Annotated in this window: 4 protein-coding genes; 3 read left to right on the top strand and 1 reads right to left on the bottom strand. The window is 55.9% G+C overall.

Annotated features, from left to right (window positions below; translation table 11 throughout):
• On the top strand, window positions 1-701 hold a 701-nt coding region (locus ACQUQO_RS17740), incomplete at its 5' end, for a transposase (RefSeq protein WP_435079911.1).
• A gap of 811 nt (window positions 702-1,512) precedes the next feature.
• On the opposite strand, the gene ACQUQO_RS17735 is transcribed toward ACQUQO_RS17740, so the two are convergent.
• Window positions 1,513-2,172: a DUF4013 domain-containing protein gene (locus ACQUQO_RS17735; protein WP_435079909.1), complete on the bottom strand. Its 660-nt coding sequence runs from the start codon at window positions 2,170-2,172 to the stop codon at window positions 1,513-1,515.
• A 431-nt stretch (window positions 2,173-2,603) separates the two neighbouring features.
• Here ACQUQO_RS17735 and ACQUQO_RS17730 point away from each other — a divergent pair, with 431 nt between their 5' ends.
• Window positions 2,604-3,596: a mechanosensitive ion channel family protein gene (locus ACQUQO_RS17730; RefSeq protein ID WP_435079907.1), complete on the top strand. Its 993-nt coding sequence runs from the start codon at window positions 2,604-2,606 to the stop codon at window positions 3,594-3,596.
• Window positions 3,597-3,929: 333 nt separating this feature from the next.
• Entirely contained in the window at window positions 3,930-5,792 is a 1,863-nt protein-coding gene (locus ACQUQO_RS17725) for a cation:proton antiporter domain-containing protein (RefSeq protein ID WP_435079905.1), read from the top strand.
• The last annotated feature ends 1,083 nt before the right edge of the window (window positions 5,793-6,875 follow it).

The raw sequence follows: 6,875 nt of genomic DNA, 5'->3' as shown, positions 1-6,875 counted from the left end.
CGCGTCCGCCGGGACGGCGGACGCTTGATCGCTTCATCACTGACTTCGCGCTCGTTGCCGAGGACGTGTTCATCACGCTGGTTCACGAGCTTGCCGAGCAGGTCCCGCTCGGCAAGCTCTATCGGATCGATGGTACCGACATCCCCGCCGATCAGCAGGATGATGACGCTCAGTGGAATTACGATCACGCTGAAGATGACTTCTACTACGGATATGGCTGCTGTCTGGTGACCGCTGCTGATAATATTTCGGTCGCAGCCACGTTCACACCGGCGAAGAAGGTCAACCAGGAGACGGCGATGCGCGTCACAGGTGACGCGCTCGCCGTTAAGAAACCGATCTGGATGCTGGGTGATGCCGAATTCGATATGCTCGATTGGCACGACCGCCTGCTGGAGCAGGGGGTCGTGCCGGTTGTTCCGTATAACCAACGCAACGCGGATGAACCGCTCGATATCGACTATCGGGTTGAGGACACGATCGCGGTTTCGGAAGAGCGGTTAGATGAGGCCTATCGGAAACGGTCACGGATCGAGACAGCGATTGGCGTCTGCAAGGATCTCGGCCTCGGGACCCCTCGGGTCCGAGGCCAAGTCAGAATCCAGTCTCACGTCTTCTTGGTGCTGTGTCTGCGGCTCGCAGTTGCACTCACAAATCATGAACGAGACAACGATATCGCCAGTCCAACCATCACCCTATGAGAACCATTCTGCGCCACCGCCTTTTGTTATAGAGTGCTCGAAGACGCCCACTCAACCCGGTCAAGGGTATACCCACCGCACTCAGGGCACACCTGCCGCTGGAGTCTGAAGCGCGCCCCACAACTCTTGCACTCGTATGGATAGGACTCACCACGGTCAGCCCTTGTGAATGCCGTTTTGACGCGTCCCAGAGTACTCATTGTAACCCACCAGTGGGGAGTGTTAATACTCCACAAGATGAAAACCTTTCGGATCCTATAATTACCAGTCACCACAAGAAACTCAATAGGAACGAGAGCACAGTTCTCCCGACCTATTTCCCCTCCTCCGACAGAAGTGCAGTCGTGTTGGTTCCGATGAAGTTTTCCTATAATAAAACAAGGTCTATTTGCAAGGTCTTCTCGATTGGATCAGCAATGCGAGAGACTTACCCGAAGCGGCGGCGTCCCGCCAAGGAGCAATACTTATGAGCAATAACCATGGCGAAGCGGTTGATACAGTGCCGTGTCCAGCCTGTGGTTCCACCCGAACCGAGCAGATCGAATCCTCGCCCAATCCCTTGTATCGCTGCCTCGATTGCGGCACCGAGTTTGGAGACGATGGCGGCCGGAAGATCGTCATGTGAGCTAAAAATCTACTACATCCACGACCGCGAGTATTTTGAAGAACTCCAGAATCGCCTGAAAGTCCGTCTAACCACAAATTGGTGTAGTTTTCGCCGGCGAGTTCGTTTGAAATCACTGTGAGACATCTCCAAACTGTGTGTTTACCAATTCTGGTGTTTGATAATATAAATGTCGCCTATCCGTGTTTAGGCGACGGGACGGGTTACGGGTTGTTCTTCGTGTGGGACAGCCAGTCTCCCGGCATCAGCGACCGCGTGGCCGAAGAGGTGGGAGATCACGAGGTTCATGTAGAACCCGATGAACACACCAGCGATGGCTCCGAGGATCGGTACGAGACCGATCACACCCATGATGAGACCCGCGGCAAAACTCACGACGAGGGCACGAAGCCAGCCGCCGACGTAGCGTCGGCTAGTGAGGATCGGCCGAAGGTTGTTCGTCGTGAAGGCGGCACCGATACGCTCCTCGCGTGCGAACACGGTGGTCGCGGCGGGGAGGCTGTAGATCGCAGCCAGATACGCGATAGTACTCACGATGATGCCGACTGTCTGTAGAGTGCCCGAGAGCGCGGCAATGCTAAGCCCGAACAGGATGATCGGGACGAGGAAATACCCGATCGCGATGGCGAATCCTTTGAGACCATCAACTGCGAGTTTGCCCCAGTCGTCGAATTGCGGAAGTTCGTCATCGCCTAATGTCGTGTGTCGAAGCACGCGGATCCCGTAGCCTCCAAGGATGAAGGCAGGGATGATGAGAACGCTGAGCAGGCTCAGCACGCCGCCAATCAGGACGGTCTTCAGTACGTGGTCGCTCTCTCGCGGATAGTTGATTGCTGCTGATAGCATTTGATTTCTCCTGTGACTATGATTGATCTGATCGGATCCAGTCTCCCCTCCCGAGGGCCGAAGCTGACACCGCAGACAATTATAGCAATCCTAACTAGCACCCACAAGTATATAACTGTTGTTGCAACTGCCGCTAATCTATACTGATAGCTGCCGAAATTCGACTACTACTGAATAGATAATGAGTGAGGTAGCAGCAACAGTTTTCTCCTCCGAAGACCTAGAGAGGGTGGGATACAGGAGCTGTACGCTCTCGTCGTTAGCATTCGACGCTCCACTGTATTCCTCCCTCTCTTTTATTCCGGGATTTACACATCGAATTCTCAAAGCCTCTTTCGCCAAGGCCGACTTCAGCGTCCGGAGAATGCATATCCCGAATATCGTTCTCAAATGATGTCTTCTATATGCGTGGCAAGAGTGATTCAGAAGCGATGGCATTCAGCGGCTCGTTCATCCCCCAGCAAGTGCTGCCGAACGGAACGAACGAGACAAATGTCACAAATGTTGCCAACACCATCTCTAATCCTGAACTCGGTCCAGTCGGCGAGTTCCTCCGCGAGGTCGGTGTTCCCTACCACAAACCACTCGGCGGGGCGATCACGTTTGCTCTCACGCTTTTCATCCTATATACACTTGGCCGAGCGGTCGTGATCCCGTTCGTCAGTCAGTTGCTGAATCGCCAGAATCTCGGCGCTCACGAACAGAAACCGCTATTGGGACTCACAAAGCTGCTCGTTGCGGTTGTCGGGATTGGAATCGCATTCCAAGCTGCGGGCTATGGTAACCTGCTCACCTCGCTGGCGGCTATCGCCGCTGCCGCGACGCTTGCAATCGGTCTCGCTCTCCAAGACACGCTTGCGAACCTTGTCGCAGGCGTGTTCATCTATATCGACCGGCCATTCCGGATCGGCGACTGGATCGAGTGGGAGGCAGGCACCTATTCGGGGTTCGTCGAGGACATCACCTTCCGGGTCACGCGCGTGCGGACGTTCGACAACGAGCTTCTCACCGTGCCGAACGCGCTGCTCACTCAGAACACGATCAAAAATCCAGTCGACGACGACGAACTGCGCATCCAATACACGTTCGGCATCGGCTACGACGATGATATCAAAGAGGCGACCGACATCATCATCCAGGAAGCCAAGAAGCATCCAGAGATTCTCGACGACCCCGCTCCTACCGTCCGCATGAGTACCGACGGTGCGCTCGCTGACTCGTCTGTGGGACTCACCGCCCGGATCTGGATTGCCGACCCGAATCGAGCGGATTATCTGGGAATCCGAGGAAGCTATATCACAAACGTCAAGCAATGCTTCGATGACGCTGGCATCGACATCCCCTATCCGCAAGTCGATCTCTCCGGCGAGATCAGCACACCTGCTCCATCCGATCCCCACCAAGCAGTGACTAACGATCAGTAGCGGAAGCTACCAACTACGGTATGTGCTGTCCCAGTGTTTGTCATCTGTGTCAGCAATCACGTAGAAGACGGCTTGTTCCGAGGAGATCATCGCAGCCATTGTTGTTCTCGCCACTCGGTTTGCACCGTCTCCGTGTTAATTTCGCGGTGGTTTTCGTTTCTCAATCCCACGAATTGGAATCCGCATTCTCAACTTCAGCGGACGAAATTAACGACCCCCCAATCTATTGAGAGCGATTCGGTTGGTGCGATATTCTCATGAGATCCATGTTGCCGGGAAGTGAACGGCTTATATGGTCCGATTTCTTACCAATTTGTGTATGGGGGGATTCGAGTGGCAACTGGTGGCAGTCTGATTACGCTCGTCGCCACGATTATTGGCCTCGGCGTCAGCGCACAGGTGCTCGCGGACCGATTCAGGGTGCCGAGCGTACTGTTTCTTATCATTACTGGCATCCTCGTCGGTCCAGTGGGACTCGGCATTGTCTCGCTATCGACCTTCGGCAACGGGCTGTCAACCATTGTCGGTCTCTCGGTGGCGATCATCATGTTCGAGGCGGCGTTCCACCTCAAAATCGAGAAGTTCAACGAGGCACGTTCGACCACGTTTCGACTCGTCACGGTCGGGGCGGTCATCGCGCTCGTCGGCACGGCGCTCGCGGCACGCTTTTTCCTCGGTGCCAGCTGGGACCTCGCCTTTCTCATCGGCGCATTGCTCGTTGCGACCGGCCCGACGGTCATCACGCCGATTCTGCAAATCGTACCGGTGCGCAGCCGCGTCGGCTCTGCGCTCGAACTCGAAGGTGTCACCAATGACGTGACCGCCGCCATCCTCGCCGTCGCCGTGTTCGAGTTCGTCATCGCACCCGAGGAAGGCATTTCCACCATCCTCATCGCGTTCGCCGAACGCCTCGGCACTGGAATCCTGTTCGGAGTCATCGTCGCCGCGGTCATCTGGTATCTTCTCAACCACGTTGACCTCTCGCCGGACAACGCACCTCAGAACGCCCGGCTCATCGTGCTCGCGGGCGCGCTGATCGCCTACGGGAGCGCGGACGCGCTGTTCAGTGAGGCCGGTATCGCCGCGGCAGTCACGGCCGGATTCGTCCTCGGGAATGCCGACCTCCCCTACGAGGAGTCCATCGAGAACTTCAAGGGCGATGTCTCGCTCGTGGTACTCTCGTTCGTATTCATCACGCTCGGCGCGCTGATTCAGTTCGATACGTTTACCTCGCTCGGTCTGGGAGGCATTGCGGTCGTGCTCGCGGTCGCGCTCCTCATCCGACCGGTCATTGTGTTCGTCTCGACGATTGGCGGGCGAATCTCGTTCCGCGAGAAACTCTGGATGACCGCCGTCAGCCCGCGAGGCATCATCCCGGCATCGGTCGCCACGCTGTTCGCGCTCGAACTCCAATCGTCGGGGATGGCCGAGGCCGCGACGCTCCTCTCGGGCACCGTCTTTCTGGTGATTCTTGCGACGGTGGTCTTCGAGGGCGGGTTCGCAAGACATTACGCGGAGTTGCTCGATATCATTCCCATGCGCGCCATCATTGTCGGTGGTGGCAAAGTGGGACGGAACCTCGCCACGCGGCTCGAAGATCGCGGCGAGGATGTCGTCATCGTCGAAGACGACGAGGAAATGGTTGAAACCGCCCGTAACGAGGGATTCAGCGTCCACATCGGCGACGGGACCGACAGCGATGTGCTCCAAGCGGCGGGTGCCGAAAACGCCTCAACGATCGTCGCGACCACCGGCGACGACGATGTGAACCTGCTTGTCGCCCAGCTCGCGGTCACCACGTTCGACACCGAACAGGTCGTCTCGCGGGTGAACCAGCCCGAAAACGAGGACGCCTTCAAAGACCTCGATATCGAAACGATTTCCTCGACTATGGCCACCTCATGGGCCATCGATAACCGCATCGAGCGGCCCGCGCTCTGGAACTGGATGACTGAGCTCGGCCGGTCGGGCGACGTCCAAGAGTTCGAAGTCACCGCCGAAGATGTCGCCGGCAGAACCATCGCGGAGCTCGGGGACGCGATTCCCGATGGCTGTCTGATCGCACTTGTTGACCGCGACGGCGAGAACATGGTTCCCGACGGCGACTTCGACCTCCGACCCGGCGACCGCATCACGCTCGTCGGACAGAACGAAGCCGTCCAGAACGCACTCTCGCGGTTCCATCCCCACGACTAATGGCGGTTTACTGCGTTCGCTCACCGGAGCTCGCTCACTAGCGAAATCTCGGCTAAAAGCCTGCGGCGCTCGCGGAGGGGTGCTGTGGCGTACAACGGTGCAAATAGCGCACAGCCGTGACGATTTGTATGCAATATCCTCACCAAAAGACATAATCCACTTGTTCCGTCACTCTTCATCGAAACAGGATGATCTTAATGAACCCGCAGAGGCTCATGTAGCCTCCTCAAAAAACGTCGAACCAACCACCCCACCGTTTCCGATGTTGTCCTCAGAGCGCATCGAAGCGGATGGGCCGTATCGTGCAGTCGCAGGCAGCCCCGAACCTCACCGGCCAGACGTTCATAAACATCCACAAGAACCCACACGATGCTGTTCGGGATTTGTTTCGTGTTTACATGACCTTTCGCAGCGAGTTTCGTACTGCTTTGCCTGGATCCACTCTTGAGTATTATCGTTGCTCGATAACGGCGACAGATGAATAGTAGTGAAGACTGGTTTACATAGCTAGAACGAACGTTTCTGACTAGACTGGTTAAAAGTCGAGCCTCTTCAAATCAGCTCGACCGGTTTCTCACTGACTTCGCGCTCGTTGACGAGGGTGTGTTCGTCACACTGGTTTTGCGCTCACAAATCATGAACGAGACAACGATATCACCAGTCCAACCATCACGCTATGAGAAACTGTTCTGCACCACCGCCACTCGTCGGCAAAAGCGACATTCGGTTGGGATGCATTATTTCGACTGTGCAATCTGTGTCATTTGCTGTAACGGTTATGAGGTGGCTGGAACGGGCAGCAAAAGCCTCGTTGCGCTTTGCGTTTGACGGATTGTTACTTCTTGTTCCAGCATTAGCACTCTATATCGTCGGTGGTTTTCTGGGTATGAAAACTGGATTCTTGCATCTACCATACGTATTTCTATCACTTCAAGATGATCCACTATTCAATTTGCTCGTCGCTTCTCTCGGAGTTTTATTGTGCGTTCTAAACGGTACTGTATTCGTAGGTGTTTAGCGGAACAGTCGAGTCGAAATCGTAGCTCTCAGGGAAGAGCAGGACGAACAGCCGCTAATCGTGCT

Source organism: Halococcus sp. AFM35, from assembly GCF_051195015.1.
Classification (GTDB): domain Archaea; phylum Halobacteriota; class Halobacteria; order Halobacteriales; family Halococcaceae; genus Halococcus.
This window is presented reverse-complemented; position numbering and strand designations above follow the sequence as displayed.